Genomic DNA, 22,481 nt, shown 5'->3' with positions numbered 1-22,481 from the left:
CTATTACGCTACTGCTTTTCTCGCGTGAGATGCAGGCATTACCGGCGACCGGCATACCGCTTGAGCATGCTTGGCACATCGAGAATTAACGCAATTGTGCCGTCCCCGGTAATGGTGGCACCAGCCATACCCGGCGTGCCCTGCAACATTTTGCCCAGAGGCTTGATAACCACCTCTTCCTGGCCGATTAATTGATCAACCACGAACCCCATGCGTTGAGTGCCTACATTGACGATTACTACATGGGCCTCTTTCGGCTGGGCTTCTTTGGTTGCGCCTTTGACCAGCCAGCGTTTCAGGTGGAACACCGGAACAGCTTTATCCCGTACTGTGACACACTCCTGACCGTCGACCACATTGATGCGGGTGAGGTCCATGTGGAATATCTCGTTGACGCTCACCAGTGGCAGCGCAAATGTTTGCTTGCCCAGCATAATCATCAGTGTGGGCATAATGGCGAGTGTAAGCGGTACCTTAATAATAATGCGGGTGCCTTCACCGAGTTTTGAACGTATCTCAATGGAGCCATTCAACTGGGTAATTTTGGTTTTCACCACGTCCATACCGACGCCGCGGCCGGACACATCAGAGATCTCGGTTTTAGTGGAGAAGCCCGGCGCAAAGATCAAAGAAAACGCTTCTACGTCACTCAGGCGCTGTGCTGCGTCCTCGTCCAATACGCCCTTCTCTACCGCTTTTTCCTTTAATTTCTCGGGATCCATACCGCCGCCGTCATCTGTGATAGACAACAGAATATGATCGCCTTCCTGTTCGGCGGCCAGTATGACTTTACCAACCCGGGACTTTCCGCTTTTCTCGCGCACGTCGGGCAGCTCGATACCGTGGTCAACCGAATTACGCACCAGGTGAACCAGGGGATCGGCCAGTGCTTCCACCAGGTTTTTGTCCAGATCGGTTTCTTCGCCCTGAAGCTCGAGATTGATTTCTTTTTTAAGATTGCGCGCCAGATCCCGTACTACCCTGGGAAAGCGACCAAACACTTTCTTGATTGGCTGCATCCGGGTTTTCATTACCGATGTCTGCAAGTCTGCAGTAACCACATCCAGATTGCTCACGGCCTTACTGAGCGATTCGTCGTTGGTATTAGCGCCTAACCGCACCAGTCGGTTTCGTACCAGCACCAATTCGCCCACCATATTCATGATATCGTCGAGCCGCTGTGTATCGACCCGAACCGTGGTTTCCGCAGCGGGTGGTGGATTGTTATCCCGTGCCGGGGCCTTCGCTGGTACCGAAGGCGCGGGTGTTGCTGCCGCAGTGGGTTTAGGAGTGGGCTTGGCCGCCGGTTTTGGCGCCGCTGCAGGCGTCGGTTTTGGCGTGGGACCCGGTTTTGGTGCAGCGCTGGCCGCGGGCGCCGCTACCGCGCCACCTTTGGCCCCTGGGCCTTTGCCGCTGCCGTGCAACTCGTCGAGCAGCGCTTCAAATTCATCTTCGGTGATAGTGTCTCCGCCCCCGGCTGCAGCAGCGGGTGCTTTGGGTGGAGGCGGTGCCGTTTTGCCCGGCCCCTTGCCTTTACCATGAAGCTGATCGAGCAAAGCTTCGAACTCATCCTCGGAGATATCGTCGCTTTGACTGGCTGGTGCCGGGCTGGCACTGGGCGCTGTAGCACCCGGGCCTTTGCCCTTGCCGTGCAACTGATCCAGGATAGATTCAAACTCTTCTTCAGTGATATCGTCAGTGGCAGCCGACGCTGGCGCCGGATCTTTCGCCGCAGGAGATGATGGCGGATCAATAGCGTCCAGCAATTCGTTAAATTCGGCATCGGTAATATCATCACCGGGTGCTGGAGCCTCTGCCTGCACCGCTTCGACATCTGAGTCACTCTGATCCGGCTCTGCCGGCTCGGAATCTGCGCCGTCACTCGATTCGTTAAGGTCTTCGAGATTGACCAAACGCTCGAGCTGGTGAATCAATTCCGGATTTGCCGGCGTGGGCGCTTCTCTGGCCTGAACTTCCTCAAACTGGTGGTTAACCGCATCCAGAGCCTGCAACACCACGTCCATCAGCTCCGGAGTTACCGACCGTTTGCCTGTGCGCAAGATGTCGAATAAATTTTCTGTTACGTGGCAACAGTCGACCATGGCGCCCAACTGCAAAAAACCGGCACCACCCTTAACGGTATGAAATCCCCGGAAAATCGCATTCAACAGGTCGCGGTCGTCGGGCTGACGCTCCAGCTCAACCAGCTGTTCAGACAATTTTTCCAATATCTCGCCGGCTTCCACCAGGAAGTCTTGCAAAATATCTTCGTCATCGCCAAAACCCATTCAGCGCTCCTCGTTGACCAACGTTATATAGCTGGTCTGATAATTTCAGAATCCTAAGCTGGACAGCAGATCGTCCACATCATCCTGCCCGGACACCACATCTTCGCGCTTGTCGGCGTGAATCTGCGGCCCCTCAGCTTCGCTGCCAGATTTCCCGCTGGCCTCCTGTTTATCGGCCGGAAAGTCGATTCCTGTAATTTCTTCAACTTGCCCTGCGATGCGCACCAAACCAACCAGCTGGCTTTCCACATCCGAAACCAGATCAATCACCTTTTTCAGCACTTGGCCGGTGAGATCCTGATACCCTTGCTCCAGAATAATGTCCTGCAAATTGCCATTCAGAATGCCGGCGCTGGCCTCGATCTGCCCGAGAAACTGGTCAATTCGCTGATACAAATCGCGGAAGTCATCTGCACTCAGCTCCCGGCGTTTTAAAGCGCGCCAGCTTTCGCCCAGCGTCGCTGCTTCCTGACCCAATTCCACCGCGATGGGTGCACAGGCCTCCACTTTATCCATGGTTTTATTGGCAGCGTCCTGCGTCAGGCGCAGAACATAGTTGAGACGATCGCTAGCGTCAGAGATCGCATCGGAATCCGTTACACCAGAATCGACATTGAAGTTTTTAATCGCATCGTGCAGTCCACGCGTCAGTTTGCCCACGTTATGGAACAAATGACGGTCGCGACTTTCGATGATTTGTTCGATCAGGCGGGACGCCTCATCGAATTGATCGCCCTGAAGCTTTTCAATCAGGAGCTTGGCGCAGTCCCGCAGCTCCGCAACGAATTCGTCATTGCCTTTTTGGTATTGCTCTTTTGCCATGAAATCGATGCCATTAGGGAAAAGTCGCCGGCGTCAGCCGGTTGCGTGAAGAATCAGCCTACGCGCTCAAAAATCTTGTCGATCTTTTCCTTCAGTACCTGGGCGGTAAACGGCTTGACTACATAGCCACTGACCCCGGCCTGCGCAGCCTCAATAATCTGATCCCTTTTGGCTTCTGCAGTCACCATTAACACCGGCAAAGACGCCAGCTTTTCGTCTGCCCTGACCTGCTTAAGCAGCTCGATTCCGGTCATCCCGGGCATATTCCAGTCAGTCACCAAAAAATCGAAGTCGCCAGACTTGAGCATCGGCAGCGCCGTAGCCCCGTCATCGGCCTCTTGGGTGTTGCTAAAGCCCAGATCGCGCAACAGATTCTTGATAATCCGCCGCATGGTGGAAAAATCATCAACGATCAGGATTTTCATGTTCTTGTCCAAAGCAACCTCCGTCGTACCCTGCTGGACGCTCTTTTCATCAGTCTAGTAGCTGAAATCACGGCTACCAGTTTTGTTTATCATTTCGTTATAAGAACGGCGAAATAGTAGCCAAACAGGCTAAAGTCCACCCTTCCAGCCTGTCAGCTTTGCCCGGAGGCGACCGGCAGCCTGGGAATGAATCTGGGAAACCCGGGATTCGCTCACACCCAGTACCTGGCCAATCTCTTTGAGATTGAGCTCTTCGTCATAATAAAGACTGAGTACCAGTTGTTCGCGTTCCGGTAGTTGGGTTATCGCCTGCGCCAGCGATTGCTTTAGCGCCTGTCGCTCAAAGGCGTCTGACGGCGCTTCAAGGCCCATGCTGCCTGCGCCTTCCGCAATGCCAGCCTCATCATCACCGGCAGATTCCTCATAACTGAATAGCCTGCTGTGCGCCGTATCGGTCAACATGGCACGGTAGTCATCCAGCGACAGCGCCATCGCATCGGCGATTTCCTTTTCCGCTGCATCGCGCCCTAGACTGGCTTCCAATTGCCGCGTGACCTCGGCAATTTTGCGCGCATTGCGGTGCACCGAACGGGGAACCCAGTCGCCCTTACGGGTTTCATCCATGATGGCACCCCGGATACGGATTCCGGCATAGGTCTCAAAACTGGCCCCTTTGGATGCGTCAAATTTCTGTGCTGCTTCCAGCAAGCCAATCATGCCGGCCTGAATCAGGTCATCCACCAGTACGCTGGCCGGCATTCTCAGCATCAGATGGTAGGCAATACGCTTTACCAACGGTGCGTAGTCCTCTACCCGGATCTGTGACTCAGCTGGCGTCGGGTCCTGCTGGTACATGGCCAATCCCTCAAGCGCTGCCATTAAACATCTGCCGTTGAGGTCGCCAACAGGCGTTCCACAAAGAACTCGAGTTGACCGCTGGCCGCTTTGGGCAAAGGCCAGCTCAGGACCCGCTCTGCCAAGCAACGGATGGCGGTAGCGGCTTTACTGGAAGGCGCGTATTCGATCAGCGCACGCTGGTGCTGCACAGCTTTGCGGAGGTTTTCGTCAAACGGGACTGCGCCTTCAAAATGCAATGTCACGTTCAGGAATTTATCGCACACCAACTGCAGCCGGTTGACCAGTTGTTTGCCTTCATTAGCAGACCGGGTCATATTGGCCACAACCCGGAATCGCTGCATGCCCGCATCTTTATTGAGCAACTTGATGAGGGCGTAGGCATCGGTCACCGAAGACGGCTCATCGCACACCACCACCAGCGCTTCATTGGCGGCCCTGACAAAGCTGATCACGGTATCGCTGATCCCAGCCGCAGTGTCGATAACGAGGACATCGAGTTGGTCAGACAGATCGCTGAAGGCGCGAATCAATGCTCCGTGTTGCTGTGGGCTGAGTGAGGCCATCTTCTGCACGCCTGAGGAAGCCGGCACAATACGGATACCGCCAGGGCCCGTAATCAGTACATCCCGCAGGCTGCAGCCACCACTCAGCACATCAGACAGGGTTTTGTCGGCCCTGATCCCCAACAATACGTCGATGTTGGCCAGCCCGAGGTCGGCATCCAAGAGCATGACGCGCTTGCCGGATTGGGCCAACGCTATCGACAGATTGACGGATATATTGCTCTTGCCTACACCGCCCTTTCCGCCGGTTACCGCGATGACCTGAACAGGCTGATGCCCCATAATGACTCCCACTACTGGTTACTGCTTTGATTATAGATGCTCAGCCCGAAGCTGCTGCCCCTGTGCTTTATGTGTGGCGGTAGCTTCGGCCAGCTTTTGCACGGCACAGGCGACCAGTTTGTGTCCTTTGGCCACATCCAGATCCTGCGGGATCTCCTGTCCCGCGGTGGTATAGAGCACTGGTGTCCTTTTGTTCATGACCAGTCCCAGGGTTTCCCCCAGGGAAATGGCCTCATCCAATTTGGTTAAAACCAACCCTTGGCGCCCTTCTTTCGGTAAATAGGCATGAAAACACGCTTTTTGCGCCTGAATCTGGCTATTTGCCGCCATGACCAGCAGGGTGTTCATGCCCTTGACCGCGGCCAAGGCGGCTTGTTGACGTGTCAATCGTTCATCACCGGGCCTCAATCCCGCGGTATCAATGAGAATCAGGGACTTACCGGACAGACTCTTCACCAATTGGGCCAGCGTTTGTCCGGCCGAGGGAACGGAAACCGGTATTCCGAGAATCTGACCAAGTGCATTCAATTGCTCATGCGCGGCAAGTCGGTATTGATCGATGCTGATCAGGCCAATGGACTCGACACCGTGCACCATTGCATAACGTACTGCCATTTTGGCCAATGTAGTCGTTTTGCCGACGCCAGTGGGCCCCACAAAGGCATATACCCCACCCTGTGCAACCCAGTCCTTTGCGTTGACCGGTAACCGTTGTGCCAGCAACGCGAGTGCCTCTGCCCACATCTGTTCTGAACCGGACTCGGTATTAACACCCGCCACCAGTCGCTCGCACAGAAACGCTGGTAGCCCCAGGTGACCGAGTTTGGTTTTCAGGGATTGGGTTGCCGGGGTGGCGGTATCGGCTGAGAGGCGCTCTGCCAACAGCTGCCGCATCTGGGCCAGCTCATTTTTAAGCTGATCCATCTGTTCCGTCGCCGCGTCGGCATCGTAGCGTTTGCGTACGTAGGGCTCATCGACCGCAACCGGTGTAACCGACGCCGCTGCCTGCTCGGGCTCACGACCGGGATGACTCAATTGCGATGCCCACAGATCACCGGGCTGCCCAAGCGATTGTGTGGTCTGATCTGCGCTGAAACGTTCACTGACGGGCTGGCCGAATACATTCAGCTTAGGTGCGGTGGCCTTGGCCTCCAGCTTGCGCCGGGCACGTTCGATTTCTGCCGCCCGTTGCAGCCCTGCAGGCTGATCTTCAGATGGCGTTTCCCGGATCAGTTTGTCGAGCGTATCCTGAAATTGCCAGGCATTGTCGCTGGCAAGCGGTGCTGCTGCCTCCTCAGGTTGCTGGGGCTGAGTCGCAAACGCCCGCTGGTCTTCCGGGACCTGGCCGCCAGTTTCTTGTGTGGCAAGCAGCTCGACGCCGTCGGGATGACGCTTGGTCGACAAAATAATGGCGCTTTCGCCCAGTTGTTCACGGGCAATTTCCAATGCGCGCCGCATGTTGGCTGCCACAATACGCTTGGTCGCCATATTCGATTCTCCCGCCTAACTTAGTCTGCGCCCACGGACGCAACAATCGTAATCTGCTTGTTGTTGGGTATCTCGTTGTAGCCCAGCACGTTGAGGTCCGGTGCAAAGGTCCTGAGAAAACGCGACAACTCATACCGGAGTTGCGTTGCCACCAACAGGATTGCGCTGTTGCCAGCGGCTTCCTGTTTTTGTGCGGCCTGCGTCACTGATTCTCTCAGCTTCTGCGCAAGCCCCGGCTCCAACGCACCCAATGCATCGCCAGATTTCTGACTCTGCTGATAGGTCTTCAGCAATAACTGTTCCAACGCCGGATCAAGCGTGATGACCGGGATGTCCACCGCATTGCCTACCAAGCCCTGAATGATCTGGCGCGACAATGATTGCCTGACCGCTGTGAGTAAAGTCACCGGCCCGGGAGAGCCTTCGCTATTGGCAGCAATAGCTTCGGCAATACTGCGCATATCCTTGATACTGACGCGCTCGGCCAGCAGCATTTGCAGAATTTTCAGTAGCATTTTGAGGGTAACGCTATCGGGTATCAGGTGCTCCGCCAGTTTGGGATGGGTTTTGGCGAGCAGATCCACCAGCTTCTGCACATCCTCCAAACCAAGCAGTTCGCTGACGTGCTGGCTGAGTAACTGATTGATGTGTGTGGCCACCACGGTTGAGGCATCTACCACGGTGTAGCCCAGCGTTTGCGCATGATCCCGCTCACTGGTTTTAATCCAGATGGCGGGCAGACCAAAAGCCGGATCTTTGGTTTTGATCCCATCCACATCGCCAAATACCTGGCCGGGATTAATAGCCAGATCGCGATCCGGGTGCACCTCTTCCTCGGCCACCGTAACCCCCATCAATGTCACACGATATTGGTTGGGTAGCAGATCCAGATTGTCGCGGATGTGTACCGTGGGGATTAAGAAGCCGACTTCCTGCGACATTTTTTTGCGTACGCCCCTTATCCGGCCAAGCAGTTCGCCGCCCTGGGATTTGTCCACCATCGGGATCAGACGATAACCCACTTCCAGCCCGATAACGTCCACCGGTTTTACGTCCTCCCAGCTCACCTCTACCGGTGCCGGCTGGTGTTCGAGCGCCGGCGTCTGGTCGGTCTTGGCGGAAACTGGCGCTTTTTTAGCATCAGCCGATTTGGTACCAGGAGGCACATCGGCCACCAGTTCGCCTTGACTCCGACGACGGTGAATCATCCAGGCAAGCCCGCCGGCGATGAGCCCAAGCCCCAAAAAAGCCAGATGCGGCATACCGGGAATTGACCCCATCACAAACAGGACGCAGGCCGAAACCGCCAATGCCTTGGGCGAGTCAAACATTTGGCGCATCACCTGACGCGACATGTCTTCGGAAGAATTAACCCGCGTCACCAGAATTGCGGCGGCGGTAGACAGCAGCAGAGACGGAATCTGGGCAACCAGTCCGTCGCCGATAGTCAGCAAAATATATTTTTGTAAGGCGTCCTGAAATTCGAGCTGATGTTGGGCCATACCCACAGCCAGTCCGCCCACCACGTTGATGATCAAAATCAGGATGCCGGCGATAGCATCGCCGCGCACAAACTTGCTGGCACCATCCATGGCGCCATAGAAATCGGCTTCAGAGGCCACATCGGCACGTCGGATTTTGGCTTCTTCCTGATCGATCAGACCGGCATTCAGGTCGGCGTCAATCGCCATCTGTTTGCCGGGCATGGCATCCAGAGTGAAACGCGCACTGACCTCGGAAATCCGGCCGGCACCTTTGGTGACCACAACAAAGTTAATGATCATCAGAATCAGGAATACCACCAAGCCTACCGCGTAGTTACCGCCAATAACCACTTCACCGAACGCTTCGATTACCTTACCGGCAGCATCGCCACCTTCGTGGCCATACAACAACACCACGCGGGTAGACGCCACATTAAGTGCCAGCCGGAGCAAGGTTGCCACCAACAGAATGGTGGGAAATACCGCAAAGTCCAAAGGCCGGAGCGCATATACGCCCACGAGCAGGACCACGATACTCAGCGCAATGTTGAACGAAAAGAAGACATCCAGCAGGAACGGCGGTACTGGCAGAGTCATCATGCCCAACAGCATCAGCAGCAGGATTGGAATACCAATACTGCCGTGTTTCAGCTGGGTCACACCGGCTGCAAGGGACTGCCGGTTAACACCGGAAAAGATACTTAAACCGGGAAGGGCCATAACGCTTTTTTGACACTCGCTTTAGTTTCAGGACGAGAGTCGCAAAAAGCGTGCCGACAAATCAGAAACGGCGGTAGATGCGCCTGAGTGCAGCTGCCCCTGTACAGCTATGCTTGAATGTACGGGGCAGCTATTGCGTTCAATAATCAGTCACGCTTGCTCAACGCGACCAGAAAATCCCCGTGCAGCCGGCTGATATAAAACCGATCTTCGGTTTCGGCAACGCCTGTAGTGGTATAGATAGCGCCGCTTGGATCCTGCATCTGGGTGACAACAGTGCCATCGCCAGACACTTTAACTACTGCACCGTAATGCTGCGCTTTCGGCCGCAAAAACGCGGGTAAACGTTGCACAACCTGACGGACAAACGGTTTATCGGCGAGCTTGTCGAGCAGTGCGCTGCGCGGTGATACCAAACCAAGCCATAAATCACCATCGGGAGCCAAAGAAAGGTTGTCCGGAAAACCCGGCAGATTATCGATCACCGTGCGCTGGGCTTGCACCACCCCATCCAGAAGATCGAATGCCAGCACTCGGTAGTTTCCGGTTTCGTTGACGAAGACTGTGACCAAGCCTTCAGAGTTGCCGGCTTTTGCGGCCACCCCATTGGCAAAGTTAAATCCATGGGCCACCTCGAGAACAACACCGGTACGCAAATCCATGGAAAACAACCGACCATGGCCTCCGTGCTCCATGATATCCAGCAGGCTTGCAGGATAGGTTCCACCATTGGCTTGCGCGTGGAATTTGGCACTGGAGTCTGTAAAGAACACCCAGCCATCGTCGAGATAGGCCACATCGTTAACGTAGCCCAGGGGCTCGCCATCGACCTCGTTAACCAGAACTTCCAAACCGCGATTACCGGAATAACTCAACAGGCCGCGATAGGCGTCGGCAATCAGAATGTCGCCGGTCTCGGTCTCAGTAATGCCCAGCGGGCGCCCTCCCGTCTCGACCAGCAATTCAAATTGGGATTTCCCCACCGGCATCCTGAGCAGCGCACCTTCATGGGTACTGACGATCACATCACCTTGCCGGCTGACCAACACCGCTTCCGGTCCCGAGTAGCCTTCCGGTAACGCTATAGCCTCACCGCCCTGCAACAGGGTGTTTGGAGCAAAGACGCCATTGAAACCCTCGTCCAACGGTGGCTGCCAGGATTTGGGGTCCACCGCCGTGGGCCAGAACAAGAGATACAGAATGGGTACCAGCAAAAGAATGATGTATTTCCGCATAGGATGAATCACCGTCCCAAAAAGCGCTAATCGTAACGTAAATCTGCGGGAATTTGGATGTCTGTGGGTAGGTAAGGTTTTTTGCCCCGGCCGGTGCGATAATTGCGCAATTGAAACACGTAAGCCAGCACCTGTGCGACCGCCATATACAAACCCGCGGGGATGGTTTCATCTACATCAGTGGTATGAAATACAGACCGCGCCAACGCAGGAGACGCGACCAATTCCACACCGTGCGCGTTAGCAATTTCACGGATTTTCAGGGCTATTTCATCTGCCCCCTTAGCAACTAACACCGGAGTGGCCATCTGGCTCGGGTCGTATTTCAGTGCAACGGAATAATGCGTCGGGTTGGTGATGACCACATCAGCATCGGGTACCGCCGCCATCATCCGACGATTCGCCATTTCCCGCTGCAATTGTTTGATCTTACTTTTTACTTCGGGCTTGCCTTCGGACTCCTTGTATTCATCTTTAATGTCCTGCATGGACATCCGCAGCTTCCTGGCGTGCTCCCACAGCTGAAACGGCACATCAACCGCGGCGATCAGTGCAGTACTTGCAGACAGTATCAATGCGGAAATAATTGCCAGCCAGACCGCGTGGCTGATTGCCGTCTCTACCGATTCATTGGCCAGACCTAGCAACTCCGGTCTCAACATTCGCAGTAATCCCACCGCCAACAGTAAAATTACACCCACTTTGGCCACGGCCTTCAAAAGTTCTACCAGTGATTTTACCGAGAACATCCGTTTCAAACCGGCCAGCAGACTCATCCGGCTCAACTTGGGTTCCATTGCTTTACTGCTCACCAACCAGCCGCCCAACAATATGGGGCCGACGAAGGCCGCAACGGCCAGGGTAAAAAAAAGTGGCAGTAGCGCGAGCAGACTATCGGCCAGGCTACTGGTGAGAATCGCGAGCATTTGGGAGGGATCAAACGCACTGGCCCGATCGAGGCGCATAGAAGACTCAAACACGCCACCCAGCTGAGAACCCATAAAGGGGCCGCTGGCCAAGAGCGCCACCGAACCGGCCAGCAACATGACGGTGGTTGTCAGTTCCTTCGACCGGGGAATCTGGCCTTCCTCACGGGCTTTTTCAAGTCGCCTGGGGGTTGCCTCTTCCGTCTTTTCCTGACTGCTGTCATTTTCCTCGGCCATACATCACCCCAGATTAAGCAGCGTTCGTAATTGATTGAAGCCTTCCTGGATAAAGCGATTGTAGTTACCCAGAAATGTCGTAAAACCGAAGTAAACAATAAACATACCCATGATCAGCGTAATCGGGAAGCCGACCGCAAATATGTTCATCTGCGGCGCCGATCGGGCCATAACACCAAACGCTATATTGACGATCATCAACGATGCCAGCACAGGCAGCGCAATGAGCAGTGCCGCCGAAAACAGCCAGCTACCGGCAGACACCAGCAACCAGAAATTTTTAGCCGACATGACAGAGCTACCCAAGGGCATGGCCACAAAACTCTCGGCCAGAAGCCTGATTAACAATAGATGACCGTCGCCTGCGATAAAAAGCAAGGTAATAAGCATGAGGTAGTACTGTGAAATCACCGTAATCGAGACGCCATTGCTCGGGTCGTTCATGGATGCAAAGCCCAGCCCCATTTTCATGGCAATGTATTGACCCGCAAGTACTGCCACCTGGAAAGCCAATTGCATGGCAAAGGCCGCGGTCACACCAATTACCACCTCATGTAACACCATCACCCACAATTGCAGGCTCAATGCATCCGGCAAGGAGGGAAGCTGTATATGGGGCTTGAGTAGCAGTGCAATCAATAGCGCGAGAAACAGCCGCGCCCGGGCGTTAAAGAGCTTCGAACCGAATACTGGCGCTGCAAGAAAAAACGCGCCAACGCGCGTCAGAATAAGTAACGTTTCCGTCACCCATTGTAAGACTTCGGCCTCAAGAAAATTCATGCGCCAACCAGCAAGGGAATCTGCGCAAAGATCTGTAAAAACAGACCACTGAACTTTTCGATCAGCCAGGCACCAGTAATCATTATGGTAATCAGCGTGACCAAAAGACGGGGCAAAAAGCTCAGTGTTTGCTCGTTGATTTGTGTCGCGGCCTGAAACATGCTCACCAAAAGACCCACGGCAAGACTGGGTCCGACGATCACAGCAATGACCAATACAGCCAGATAAAAAGCATTGGCAAACAGGTCCATGACCACTTCTGGCGTCATGCTACACCCCGAAACTCGCGGCCAGAGAGCCGATGATCATCGCCCACCCATCCACCAATACAAATAGCATCAACTTGAAGGGTAACGAAATAATGAGCGGTGACAACATCATCATACCCATTGCCATTAGCACGCTGGCAACCACCAGATCTATGACCAGAAATGGAATAAAAATCATAAACCCGATCTGAAATGCCGTCTTCAATTCACTGGTAATAAATGCCGGCATTAAGACCGCCAGGGGCACATCGTCCACTGAGTCGAGCGACGGGTAACGTCCTATATCCAGAAAAAGCTTGAGATCGGATTCGCGCGTTTGAGAAATCATGAAGGAACGCATGGGCACCAAGGCACTGTCGAGCGCCGTTTTTGAGTCCATTTGCTCATTCATATAGGGCTCAACCGCATCGGTATACACCTGATTGAATACCGGACTCATAATGAACAACGTCAAAAACAACGCCAGACCAACCATAATCTGGTTGCTTGGGGACTGCTGAAGGCCCAGTGCCTGACGGAGAATGGCGAATACGATAATAATCCGGGTAAAACTGGTCATCATCATAAGGATCGCGGGCAAAAACGTCAGCCCGGTCATCAATGCCAGTATCTGAATGGTCACCGAGTATTCCTGTGATCCATCCGGATTGGTGGTAAGGGATAATGCCGGAATACCTGTGCCGGACTCCTGACCAAACCCTAAAATGGGCGCAAAGGAGAGCAACAAAAAGGCTATGGCAGGTCCTGAACGGTTGACGAAATTAGCCATCAATTTCCCAGCACCTTCGCGAGCTGAAGTGCAAAACCGGGGTCTGCGCTGATGTTTTCGGGCGCGTTCACATCCACCGTTTTGAGCAGACTAATCGACCCGGCGGTGACGCCGAGAAGCAATAGTTCACCATTAACCCTCACAAGGACAAGGTTTTCTTTCTGTCCTAATGACAAGCGCTCAACCACATTCATCATGCCCCGGTTCAAAAAGCCCTGTTTTTTACGGGCCAGCCACGCAAGCGCAAAAATCAAACCGACAATCAACGCCAGCGCCCCCACCACCTGGATCAATTGCAACGCCATAGCCGTTGAATCGGCGGCCTGGGGTTGGACACCTTGAACAGTCTGACTGGCAGTGAGCAAGGGCGTAACTGGATCTTTCTCGGGCATAGCTGGCCTCTTACTTCAGACGCTTAATGCGCTCGGAAGGACTCACCACATCGGTCATCCGGATACCAAACTTCTCGTTCACCACCACTACTTCACCATGGGCAATGAGCGTACCGTTCACCAGTACGTCAAGGGGCTCACCGGCTAACCGATCCAGCTCGATCACCGAACCCTGGTTCAGCTGCAACAGGTTCCTGATACTGATACTGGTAGAACCCACCTCCATGGAAATGTTGACCGGGATGTCGAGAATCACATCCAGATCCTGTGAAGCAGCTGCCGCCAACGGCTTTTCATCGAACTCATCGAGCGGCATTGGCGCGGCGACCTCTGGCTCGTCTTCATCCTCTTCTACGCCTTGTTCCGCCATCGCGGCGGCCCATTCATCGGCCATCGCCTCCTGATCGGGTTCTTCCTCTGGCAGGTCGTCAATATCGTCGCTCATGTCATACCACCTGATGCATTACACAATTAGTCATCAAACCCGATATCACTGAGATACCCAGGCTGTGTCCGGTCAATAAATTCGTTGATTTTGAAGGCAAGATTTCCGCGGGACTGGCCAAATTTGGCACGGAACAAGGGCACACCGTTAGCCGTGATTACGTGTTGCTCCGGTATTTCGATCGGAATAATGTCCCCGGCTTTGAGTTCTACAATATCCCGCAGGGTGATTTTCTTACGGGCCAGATCACATTCCAACCGGACCTTTGCGCTCATCACATCCTCGCGCAGCGATTTGACCCAACGTTCGTCCTGATCGTCAGAGTCACTTTGCAGGCCGGCATCGAGTACTTCACGGATTGGCTCAATCATTGAATAGGGAAGCGTGATATGGAACTCGCCGCCGCCGCCATCAAGCTCTACGTGAAAGGTGCTCACTACAACCACCTCACTTGGGCTGACAATATTGGCCATGGAAGGATTAACTTCTGAATTGATGTAGTCGAAGTCAATCGACATCACCGCTTTCCAAGCTTCCCTCAGGTCCACAAACGCCTGTTGCAAGACTATCTGAACGACGCGGAGTTCAGTGGGTGTGAATTCACGTCCCTCAATCTTTGCATGCCGGCCATCGCCACCAAAAAAATTATCTACCAGCTTGAACACCAGCTTGGCATCGAGGATGAGCAAAGCCGTTCCGCGCAATGGCCTGAATTTCACCATATTCAGACTGGTGGGCACGTAAAGGGTATGAACGTATTCACCAAATTTCTGAATCTGGATGCCGCCCACTGACACGTCGGCAGTACGGCGCAGCAAATTGAACATGGAAATGCGCATGTAACGGGCAAAGCGTTCATTGATCATTTCGAGCGTGGGCATACGCCCACGAACAATTCGATCCTGGCTGGTCAGGTCATAGGATTTGACCGAACCGGGATCGTCATCCGACTCGGTGTCGATGTCACCGTCATCTACACCATGAAGGAGCGCATCAATCTCGTCTTGTGACAGTAAGTCCTGCACCCTGCCCCCTATTGCATAACAAAATTGGTAAACAGCACCTGCTCTACGCCCGGCTTACCAATTTCCGTTTCAAGAATCGATTGGATCTCTGCCAACGCCTGTTGACGCAGTAACTCGCGCCCTTCCGGTGTTTGCAACTCTTCATAAATCTGCCCACTGATGATCATCACCAAGGCGTTGCGGATCATCGGCATATGGAGTTCAACCGCTGCGACTGCATCGGGTTCGCGCAACTTGAGGGTAATATCTGCCTGAAGAAACCGCTGCCGGCCTTTGACATTGAAGTTCGCGAGAATGGGTGGCTTGAGTGGGAAATAGACTGCGGGCAGTTTGACTTCGGGGGCTGCCTCTTCGGTTTCGCCATCGGCGCTGGGCGCACTCTCACCGCCCATCATTTTCAGGGCAAACAAGGTGCCGCCAACGCTGATGCCCACCAGCAACAGGCCAATCACTACAAGCAGGATCAGCTTCTTTTTACCACCGGAGGATTCTTCTACAGGCGTTTCTTCTTCAGCCATCACACATTCCGCTAAAACAGGTTTCAATTCCCCTGTTTTACGGGCAGCAATTGCCGTGCCATTGCCGAAAGACGCCCGTAAATCAAGGCCTTACGGGCTAGTATAGATGGCGATTCAGTCGCTTGCGTCAAAGGTTTGGCACCTTGGCAACAACAGGCAACGGGTGTCGCCGTTGTAAGATTTGCGTTACGCCCTGTGCCTACCGCCTGCTACACAAAATGGTCGACCAGATTGGGGGACACATAACTCACGGTGTTGTGTTGATCGTCTGCCGCGAGCTCGCCCTGCGCAGTCTCGCCATCAACGTCACCGGCATAGCTGCGCTGGCCCCGCTGATCTGCCTGCTGTTGGTCCGACACATCTACATCGACCAGATTCAGGCCCTGCGATTCCAGGATTTCGCGCAAACGGATCGCCTGACTGTCGAGTGCTTCACGTACAGGTGCGTGTTGACTGGTAAAACTGACGCTCACCTGATCATTAACCACACTGACCTTTACCTGCAGCGGCCCGAGCTCAGGTGGATCAAGTTGAATTTCGGCAAACCGGAGTTTCTGAGAAACCATCCACACGACTTTTTCGCCAACGCCCTGCCCCCAATTGGGCTGGTGGAAAGGCACCGTCAGTGAGGACCTTGCAGTTGCAGCGCCGGCCTGCGCGGTGTTAACGGCAACCGACCCCGGAAGACCCGATGCCCCTTCAACCGACGGTGTTTTTAAGAGCGGGCCGGCAGCTCCCGATTCCCGCCCCTGCCCCAGCGCCGAAAAGCGCTCTTGCAGCAACCGTTCGCCGCTGACGAGCCCCTGCAATAACGCTGTTGGGTTCATTTGCGAATGTTGGCCAGACAGATCTCCGGTTTTAAGCATGGGTGCTGGTACGGTGGTTTTCGAGACTTCCCGTTGAACCAGCAATTCATCGACCGAAGTCTTCACGTCTGCGTCACCGTCGGCTGAGATGTTGCTGGCCAGCAGCTGGGTCTGCAAATTGCCGGTCTGGTTCTGCTGCGCCGCGAACCCCGTGGTGCCCACTTTGTCGGTTTGCGGTATCAGACTGAGGGTGCCGTCTGCGAGCGGTGTAATGCGCTGCATACCGGCTGTCGGGCCAATAGGCTGCGCCAAGGATGCGGCGGCGGCTGCGAGCACGCCCGCCTGCGGATTCAGGGGTTGACCGGATTGCATTGGAAGTAAAGTATCTGTGCCACCCGCCATCGGCGTTTCGACGGGCACAAGTAAAATGCCCGCCTCTACGCCTTCAGCAGAACCGACGTCCTCAGCTACTGCCGGCTCTGTGCTGGCAGTATCGGACACCGGTACTGGCCTGTCATCAGATAGACTGGTCTCTTGTTCGCGCGCATCCACCGCTGTTGCAGATTCATGCTCTGAGTCGGCGCGGGCGCTGGTGTCCACCCGGTCCTGCTGCACTGCGGCATTGCGTTGGACGTCATCTTGCTTGGGTCGTACTTCCTGTTGTGCGTGCTTCTGGTCAGGCGCTGTGGCTGCGGATCTGTTCAACCTGTCGGTTTCCGTGCGCAAGGACGACCTGAAACCGTCGTCAGGCGCAGACCCGCGCTCCGGCTTGGACCCCATGGTCAGAAACAGTGATATTCCCGCAGTAACCGAAGTCAGGTCCTGTTGCATAGTCGCCTCGTATAGCTGGCACCCCGGCGGCAAAAGGTTGCCGCACGATGGCAATAAATGAATCCCGGTGCGTGAAAAGCAAGCCTTCGGGGCTGCTTTTTCCGTTCTATACAAGTAATTGCAAAAGGAAGGCCAACTCGGGCGAGTTAAAACGACTGCAGCTTAACGATGCTGATTAAGAAGTGGAACAAGCGCGTCGTATTCGGTGCGGATTTCCGCAATCAATTCTGTCGCGGCCGTCAGGTCTTTGCCCTGCCCCATGTTTTCGGCTTTGAGGCAAAGACCGGCAAGGTCCTGCGCCGCCAGATTTCCCGCACTGCCTTTAAAACTGTGGGCGGCTCGGCGGAACGCCTCAGGGTCTTGCCCGGCAAGTGCTGCTTCCAGCTCTTCTATCCGACCGACCGAGTCTTCGAAAAAGGTATCCAGTAGCGCCACAAATTCATCTTCCATGACGTCCTTCAACATATTGATCGTATCTTGATCGAGCCTTGCCATATAACCAAACCTGCCAGATTATTTTTGTACCGGATCATCGGAGTGCCATTGAAACTCCAATTCAACTTCGTTTCCACAACCGATGTATTCAACCCTATCGGCAAGTTCAGACAGCAATGCAATGCCGCGCCCGCAGTAGCCATCGCCTGATTTTTGCGGCTTGACGGCACGGTAATCGAAGCCTTTACCACTGTCTTTTACCCGAATAATCAGCGCACCGCCATCGGATGTCAACTTGTGGCTGATGCCAAAGGTCACACTGCCCTGGGTGGTTTCCAGACGCTCAGCGCGTAATTGATAATACTGAACAAATCCGTCCGGGCTGTCTTTCATCGCAGAATCCAACTCCAAAACACCGTGCTCCAGCGCATTCGAATAGAGTTCAGCCAGGATGGTGTAGAGATTGCCTCCGTATTTCCTGAGGCCCGGTACACTTTGCAAGATATCCAGCAGCATGGGTAACGGATCGAAAAACTTGAAGCTGGCCGCCTTTATTTCGAACGAAAGCTTCCACTCACTCAACCCTTTACGCACGGAGTTACTCTGTAACTGCTGCAGTAGCTCCACATTGTCTGGCGTTGTCATGCACAGTTCAACTAACGACAGATCATCATCCTTTTCACCCTCACCGACAAACGCCTGCACAGCCTTGAGGATGCTGTCAAAAATTTCACTGCCATCCTTCGCTTGTTCGAATACGGCTTGTAAACGCTCCTCGCCGAACATTTCGCCGGTGGCATTGCGGGCCTCGTGGATGCCATCTGACCACATAAAAAACCGATCGCCCTCGGCAAGCTCTATAAACTGGCTCTGTTCGCGGAAGGACTTGCCGGCCACAACGCCCAGCGGCAAATTGGTTGACGCGATGCGCTCTATTCTTTTCTCGCTATTTCTGTACAGATAACAATCGGGTAAACCGCCATTCCATACACGAATATATTTGCGCTCAAAATTCATTTCCACCATTGCAGCGCAACAAAACAGGCCTACAGGCAAGGTACTTTTCAGCTTCTGATTGATTTCCTGCAGGATATCACCCTGAGAGAAGCCCTTTGGGGTCATACCGTAAAATGTTGCCGCCAAGGGCATTGCCCCAATGGCTGCTGGCAAGCCGTGGCCGGTAAAATCCCCCAATAAAATAAACATACTGCCGCTGGGTCGCATAGCGGCCACCAGTACGTCGCCGTTAAAAACGGCCAGGGGTGACATAAAAGTCCGCACGTTGCTCGCGTGCAAACAGCCCGAATGGGCGATATTGTCAAACACCTGTTTGGCAACTGCTTGCTCTTGCAGCATGTGCTGGTTATTCAGTTGAATCTGGTTGCGTTGATCGCGCAATATCGAGTGCATATCCCGCATGCGGCTGAATGCGCCGATTTTTGCCTGCAAAATCACCCGATTGTACGGTTTGGATAAAAAATCATCGCCACCCGCTTCGAGGCATCGAACCAGAGACTGCGTATCGTTCAACGAGGTCAGAAAGATAATGGGCACTAACTCGTCGCCGGCAATTTCCTTAATCTGCCGGGCAGCCTCAAACCCGTCCATTTCCGGCATAAGTGCGTCCAGCAATACCAGGTCGGGTCGATCGCGAGTGAACTTTTCTACCGCCTGAAGGCCGTTTTCGGCGCTGATTACCCGGTGACCGTCCTTTTTGACGATGGTCTCCAGGATCAACCGATCCGTTTTGGTGTCATCAGCAACCAGAATGGTCAGGGGGTGTGCGCTGGTCATCGCGCTGACTCGTTACTTGATGGTGAACAACTGTTCAAAGTTGCTGATGGTCAGGATTTTTTTTACGTCGGCGCTGCAGTTAGCAATGACGATTTCGGCGCCATCACCACCGGCATGGTCGCGTAACAGCAGCAGCATGCCCAGGGCTGAGCTGTCGAGGTAATTAGTATCCTTCATATCCACACAGTAAGACATGGGTTTGGTATCAGCCCCCTCATAGGCCGCCCTGAATTCCTGATGCGCAGAAAAATCGAATCGCCCTTCGACGGCGATGGTTAGCACGCCTGTATCAGCTGAATAAGCGGTGCGGATTCCCATACTGTTTCCTTAAGACCTTATAAATGAGACCCATCCTGGCTGAAACCCTATCACGCAGTCGCTTGCTGGCCTAGCCTATGTTTTTCGGCGGATGGACACACACCTTCAAAACGGCACCGAAATGGCGAGCCAACCTGTAAACCTGAGTACGCAAGGGATTTATCAACACTAATGACAGTTTAGTATAAGAATTCAATCAGGTTGCGTGTATTTACGCGAGGCCAGGTCATCACACAGCCGATCCCACAATTTATCCAACTGGCGCATTGCTTCCAGGGCCTGTCTTTCGCCGTATTCCTCCAGTAACTCACGCTTACGGTGCAGAAGTCGCCATTGCTGTTGATAGTGCCCGAGCTTGACTGCCAGCTGTTCTGCAATCCGCTCCTGCGCCTGGATGACATCGGACAAATGGGCCACGAATTGGGCCCGGTTTGCCAACGATTGGGGCGTATGCCCTTGATTGGCCGGCGTCATGTAGCTTTGCCGGTACTGCTGTAACTGACTGACCTGCTGCTCCGCCGACGCCAGCTTGGTCTGCCAGTCGCGCAGCAGGGCGGCCGCCTGATCTTCCCTTCGCTTGGCCAACCGGATCACCTGCGCTATCCGGGCGCTACTGTTCATGCCTTAGCGCCGTTACGGGGCGGATCTGACTTCACCAGCAATTCACCCAGCCCCAGTTGCGCAGCGGCCATATCGACGGCTTCAGACATGCGTTGACTGACGTAACGCTTGAGCGCCGGTTGCTTTTGAATGGCTTCATCCAGTGCCGGGTCGGCGCCAGCCTGATAGGCTCCCATGCTGATCAAGTCCCGGTTCTGGCGGTAGTTTGCCATCAGGCCCTTGAATGTCTGTGCCATCGCTAGCTGGGACTCCGAAACAACCGACGGCATGACCCGGCTCACAGAGGCTTCCACATCGATGGCCGGGTAGACACCCTCGTCGGCCAGGCGCCGATTGAGCACCACGTGTCCATCGAGAATAGCCCTGGATGCATCGGCAATCGGGTCCTGCAGGTCGTCGCCTTCGGTAAGCACCGTGTAAAACGCGGTAATCGAGCCGCCGCCCGCGCGCCCGTTGCCCGCTCTTTCCACCAATTGCGGTAATTTTGCGAACACCGATGGCGGATAACCACGGGTTGCCGGCGGCTCGCCAATGGACAGCGCAATTTCGCGCTGCGCCTGGGCATAGCGGGTCAGCGAGTCCATCAGCAGTAACACATCTTTACCCTGATCCCGGAAGTACTCGGCGATTCCCGTGGCCAGGTGTGATGCGTTCAGCCGCAACAGGGGCACGTCGTCGGCCGGTGACGCCACAACCACCGCGCGCCGCAGGCCGGCTTCACCCAGAATATGATCGACAAACTCCTTTACTTCCCGTCCCCGTTCACCCACCAGCCCAACCACCACCACATCAGCTTTGGTAAATCGGGTCATCATGCCGAGCAGGACGCTTTTTCCCACACCGGAACCGGCAAATAAACCAATGCGCTGGCCCTTGCCCACCGTCAGTAGTCCGTTAATGGCGCGGATACCCACGTCCAGCGGTTCAGAGATGGGGTGCCTGTCCAGCGGATTGATCACCCTGCCGTCCGGCTCTGCAAAGGCTATTTGGGTCAAAGGCCCCCGGTTATCCAAAGGCTTGCCATTGGCGTCGATGACACGCCCCAACAAGCCCGGGCCGACCGGGATACCCTGCGCATGTGCCAGTGGTTTTACGGGCAGCCCTACTTTCAGCCCCTGTGCAGGCCCCATAGGCATCAGAAAAACCCGCGATTCGTTAAAACCCACCACTTGCGCACGTACCGGACCTGACAGGGTAAGTAATTCGCAGGGCTGCCCGATACCCACGTCGATGCCCTCGGCCTCCAGAGTCATACCCACCACGCGCGTCAACCGGCCCTGTACCGTCAGAGGCGCGCGCGGTGGCAAAGGCGGTATCAGGGATGCGGTCCAGCCCGTCAGGTCACTCCACATGCTGATTATCCTGATCTGGCTGGACGCCACCTTCATCAGTGCCGGGCTCGTCGTCCGAACCGATGGCGAGCGCCGATAGAATATCGTCCAGCTGTGTCTCTACTCTGGCATCGATCTGGCTGGCACCGCGCAGCGCACGACAGCCGCCGGGCGTCAAAGAATCGTCTGCTATAAGCTCTACTGTCTCAAGCTGTTGGCTGATCATCGCCTCACCTTTCAGGTAAGCCAGATCATCGGGGTGCAAATATAGACGAGTTGGGTGTTTGACTGCGGGCAATGTATCCAGGCACGACTTGACCATATTTTCGATATGCTCACCAGGTGTCGCCAGTTCTGCCCTGACCAGGTGCCGGGTGACACGGGAAATCAATTGCACCAGCTGTTGTTGCAGCTCGTTTTTTTGATCTTCCCTGGGCTTTCCGAGCGAGGCTGCGATCTCGGCCAATTGCGTTATTTGTGCATCTAGCTGGGAACGGTATTCTTCCAATGCCTGCAACCGGCCCGCTTCCTTCCCTTCTGCAAGACCCTGTTCATATCCCAATGCCCTGCCTTCCTGCAAGCCTTGAGCCTCTGCTTCCGCACGAATGGTTTCAACCTCTTCCGCATTGAGTGGGACCGGAATGTCGACATCCTCAATCACTTCTTTGGCGGCGGCCCGGGCTTTTTTCTCGGCCTCCCTGGCCTCTTTCTCAGCGCTGGCCACACGGTTAGCGCGCGTCGAAAAATCTGGCAGGTGCCATTGCTGAACCCGATCTGCCTCTTCGGCTTTGATCAATACTTTGCTATCAGCCATGGGGA

At 54.7% G+C, this 22,481-nt stretch carries 23 protein-coding genes; all 23 read right to left on the bottom strand.

The features are described from left to right. Positions 1–38: 38 nt before the first annotated feature. The 23 genes from M5M_RS02450 to M5M_RS19265 all read right to left on the bottom strand — a co-directional run bounded on the left by M5M_RS02450 (position 39) and on the right by M5M_RS19265 (position 22,476). Positions 39–2,288, bottom strand: a complete 2,250-nt coding sequence (locus M5M_RS02450) for a chemotaxis protein CheA (RefSeq protein ID WP_015045882.1) — start codon at positions 2,286–2,288, stop codon at positions 39–41. Between the two features lie 45 nt (positions 2,289–2,333). Then, positions 2,334–3,110: a protein phosphatase CheZ gene (locus M5M_RS02445; protein ID WP_015045881.1), complete on the bottom strand. Its 777-nt coding sequence runs from the start codon at positions 3,108–3,110 to the stop codon at positions 2,334–2,336. A 53-nt stretch (positions 3,111–3,163) separates the two neighbouring features. Then, a complete protein-coding gene (gene cheY / locus M5M_RS02440) occupies positions 3,164–3,547 on the bottom strand; it encodes a chemotaxis response regulator CheY (protein ID WP_015045880.1) in 384 nt (127 codons plus the stop codon). A gap of 117 nt (positions 3,548–3,664) precedes the next feature. Further along, the gene (locus tag M5M_RS02435) at positions 3,665–4,414 is read right to left on the bottom strand and encodes an RNA polymerase sigma factor FliA (protein WP_015045879.1); all 750 of its coding nucleotides are present in this window, start codon (positions 4,412–4,414) and stop codon (positions 3,665–3,667) included. Continuing rightward, positions 4,414–5,238 carry a MinD/ParA family protein gene (locus tag M5M_RS02430; protein WP_015045878.1) on the bottom strand — a complete coding sequence of 275 codons (825 nt, stop codon included), beginning with the start codon at positions 5,236–5,238 and terminating at the stop codon, positions 4,414–4,416. Before M5M_RS02430 ends, M5M_RS02435 begins: the two co-directional genes overlap by 1 nt. Before the next feature lie 30 nt (positions 5,239–5,268). After that, complete coding sequence (gene flhF, locus M5M_RS02425) at positions 5,269–6,726, bottom strand: flagellar biosynthesis GTPase FlhF (protein WP_015045877.1); 1,458 nt, start codon at positions 6,724–6,726, stop codon at positions 5,269–5,271. Positions 6,727–6,746: 20 nt separating this feature from the next. After that, positions 6,747–8,930, bottom strand: a complete 2,184-nt coding sequence (flhA, locus tag M5M_RS02420) for a flagellar biosynthesis protein FlhA (protein ID WP_015045876.1) — start codon at positions 8,928–8,930, stop codon at positions 6,747–6,749. 146 nt (positions 8,931–9,076) lie between these two features. Then, positions 9,077–10,165, bottom strand: a complete 1,089-nt coding sequence (locus tag M5M_RS02415) for an SMP-30/gluconolactonase/LRE family protein (RefSeq protein ID WP_015045875.1) — start codon at positions 10,163–10,165, stop codon at positions 9,077–9,079. A gap of 26 nt (positions 10,166–10,191) precedes the next feature. Further along, entirely contained in the window at positions 10,192–11,328 is a 1,137-nt protein-coding gene (gene flhB / locus M5M_RS02410) for a flagellar biosynthesis protein FlhB (RefSeq protein WP_015045874.1), read from the bottom strand. Between the two features lie 3 nt (positions 11,329–11,331). After that, positions 11,332–12,108, bottom strand: coding sequence for a flagellar biosynthetic protein FliR (gene fliR / locus M5M_RS02405; RefSeq protein ID WP_015045873.1), 777 nt, complete (start codon positions 12,106–12,108; stop codon positions 11,332–11,334). Continuing rightward, positions 12,105–12,377, bottom strand: coding sequence for a flagellar biosynthetic protein FliQ (locus M5M_RS02400; RefSeq protein ID WP_024330268.1), 273 nt, complete (start codon positions 12,375–12,377; stop codon positions 12,105–12,107). Before M5M_RS02400 ends, fliR begins: the two co-directional genes overlap by 4 nt. Before the next feature lies 1 nt (position 12,378). Continuing rightward, positions 12,379–13,146, bottom strand: coding sequence for a flagellar type III secretion system pore protein FliP (fliP, locus tag M5M_RS02395; RefSeq protein WP_015045871.1), 768 nt, complete (start codon positions 13,144–13,146; stop codon positions 12,379–12,381). Continuing rightward, positions 13,146–13,451, bottom strand: a complete 306-nt coding sequence (gene fliO, locus M5M_RS02390; protein WP_024330269.1) for a flagellar biosynthetic protein FliO — start codon at positions 13,449–13,451, stop codon at positions 13,146–13,148. Before fliO ends, fliP begins: the two co-directional genes overlap by 1 nt. 97 nt (positions 13,452–13,548) lie before the next feature. Continuing rightward, on the bottom strand, positions 13,549–13,983 hold the full coding sequence (gene fliN, locus M5M_RS02385) for a flagellar motor switch protein FliN (RefSeq protein ID WP_015045869.1): 435 nt from the start codon (positions 13,981–13,983) through the stop codon (positions 13,549–13,551). Positions 13,984–14,009: 26 nt separating this feature from the next. Beyond that, positions 14,010–15,008 carry a flagellar motor switch protein FliM gene (gene fliM, locus M5M_RS02380; protein WP_015045868.1) on the bottom strand — a complete coding sequence of 333 codons (999 nt, stop codon included), beginning with the start codon at positions 15,006–15,008 and terminating at the stop codon, positions 14,010–14,012. An 8-nt stretch (positions 15,009–15,016) separates the two neighbouring features. After that, on the bottom strand, positions 15,017–15,526 hold the full coding sequence (locus M5M_RS02375; protein ID WP_015045867.1) for a flagellar basal body-associated FliL family protein: 510 nt from the start codon (positions 15,524–15,526) through the stop codon (positions 15,017–15,019). 209 nt (positions 15,527–15,735) lie between these two features. Beyond that, positions 15,736–17,163: a flagellar hook-length control protein FliK gene (locus tag M5M_RS19275; protein WP_015045866.1), complete on the bottom strand. Its 1,428-nt coding sequence runs from the start codon at positions 17,161–17,163 to the stop codon at positions 15,736–15,738. 162 nt (positions 17,164–17,325) lie between these two features. Then, entirely contained in the window at positions 17,326–17,658 is a 333-nt protein-coding gene (locus M5M_RS02365) for an Hpt domain-containing protein (RefSeq protein ID WP_015045865.1), read from the bottom strand. 18 nt (positions 17,659–17,676) lie between these two features. After that, positions 17,677–19,392, bottom strand: a complete 1,716-nt coding sequence (locus tag M5M_RS02360; protein ID WP_015045864.1) for an ATP-binding SpoIIE family protein phosphatase — start codon at positions 19,390–19,392, stop codon at positions 17,677–17,679. 12 nt (positions 19,393–19,404) lie between these two features. Then, on the bottom strand, positions 19,405–19,710 hold the full coding sequence (locus tag M5M_RS02355; protein ID WP_015045863.1) for an STAS domain-containing protein: 306 nt from the start codon (positions 19,708–19,710) through the stop codon (positions 19,405–19,407). A 192-nt stretch (positions 19,711–19,902) separates the two neighbouring features. After that, complete coding sequence (gene fliJ, locus M5M_RS19270) at positions 19,903–20,331, bottom strand: flagellar export protein FliJ (protein ID WP_015045862.1); 429 nt, start codon at positions 20,329–20,331, stop codon at positions 19,903–19,905. Next, positions 20,328–21,683, bottom strand: a complete 1,356-nt coding sequence (gene fliI / locus M5M_RS02345) for a flagellar protein export ATPase FliI (RefSeq protein WP_015045861.1) — start codon at positions 21,681–21,683, stop codon at positions 20,328–20,330. Before fliI ends, fliJ begins: the two co-directional genes overlap by 4 nt. Further along, on the bottom strand, positions 21,673–22,476 hold the full coding sequence (locus M5M_RS19265) for a flagellar assembly protein FliH (RefSeq protein WP_015045860.1): 804 nt from the start codon (positions 22,474–22,476) through the stop codon (positions 21,673–21,675). Before M5M_RS19265 ends, fliI begins: the two co-directional genes overlap by 11 nt. Positions 22,477–22,481: the final 5 nt, after the last annotated feature.

It is taken from the genome of Simiduia agarivorans SA1 = DSM 21679 (assembly GCF_000305785.2).
GTDB classification, from domain to species: domain Bacteria; phylum Pseudomonadota; class Gammaproteobacteria; order Pseudomonadales; family Cellvibrionaceae; genus Simiduia; species Simiduia agarivorans.
The sequence above is the reverse complement of the archived record's forward strand: the minus strand, read 5'-3'. Positions and strand labels throughout refer to the sequence as shown.